The sequence below is a fragment of the Mycobacterium persicum genome (assembly GCF_002086675.1).
In the GTDB taxonomy this organism is placed as follows: domain Bacteria; phylum Actinomycetota; class Actinomycetes; order Mycobacteriales; family Mycobacteriaceae; genus Mycobacterium; species Mycobacterium persicum.
Window position 1 is genome coordinate 1 of sequence record NZ_MVIF01000275.1, and the last position, 812, is coordinate 812.

The window sequence follows — 812 nt, forward strand, 5'->3', positions numbered from 1 at the left end:
GGTCACCGACCCAAACGCCGACGCCGCCGCCAACATCGGCGCCGAACCCGCACCCCCAAACATCCGCAACGAGTTGATCTCCGGCGGCAACACGGCAAAATTCATCGGACCCGTCCTTCCAGACAGACCCCCACCACAAAACGGTAGAACGAACGGAGCAACTTCTCCGGCTTTTCACCGATCGAATTGATTAACGCAGCCCGCTCACCTCGACCCGACGGACATTTCGGCATCTGGTCAAAGCGCACCAGACGGCTCCGGTGTTTGCGACTGGGCGTTTGCGACGGCGGTGCCTGTGGATCCCCTTGGTCGAACACTGCCAGCCGTTTGTTGCATCCGATCCGTCGTCAGCACAAGCTGCGCACATCAGGGTCGATCGAGCGCGCACGATCCAAGTACAAGGTCTGGGCCGCGCGGCCGCGGCCCGCCGGGCTAGGTCAACCCGTCCAAACCGAATAGCAGCCCCCCCGCGCCGGGGGTGCCACCGGTGCCGGGCGGGGCGCCGGTCCCGCCCTCACCGCCGTTACCGCCGTTGCCAATGAGCACGGCGTTGCCGCCGGTCCCACCGGCACCGCCGGTCCCGAAGCCCTGCCCGCCGTCGCCGCCGCCACCGCCGTCGCCGAACAGCCCGGCCTTGCCTCCGGTGCCGCCGGCCCCGCCGGTAGCGACGCCGAACCCGCCGGTGCCGCCGGCCCCGCCATCGCCGGAGAGCATCCCGGCGGTGCCGCCGACACCGCCGGCCCCGCCGATGGACCCCCGGCCGGCGCCGGCCCCGCCGGCCCCGCCGGCGCCGCCGGCGCCGAAGAGGATGC

At 71.4% G+C, this 812-nt stretch carries 2 protein-coding genes; both read right to left on the reverse strand.

Going from position 1 to position 812, the window contains the following annotated elements; translation table 11 throughout:
* Positions 1 to 105 (reverse strand): PPE domain-containing protein (locus BST40_RS29890; protein ID WP_142276870.1); only part of this gene is annotated, 105 nt, incomplete at its 3' end.
* A 327-nt stretch (positions 106 to 432) separates the two neighbouring features.
* Positions 433 to 812, reverse strand: a 380-nt coding sequence (locus tag BST40_RS28355; protein WP_083156629.1) for a PE-PGRS family protein, incomplete at its 5' end; no start/stop codon positions are given.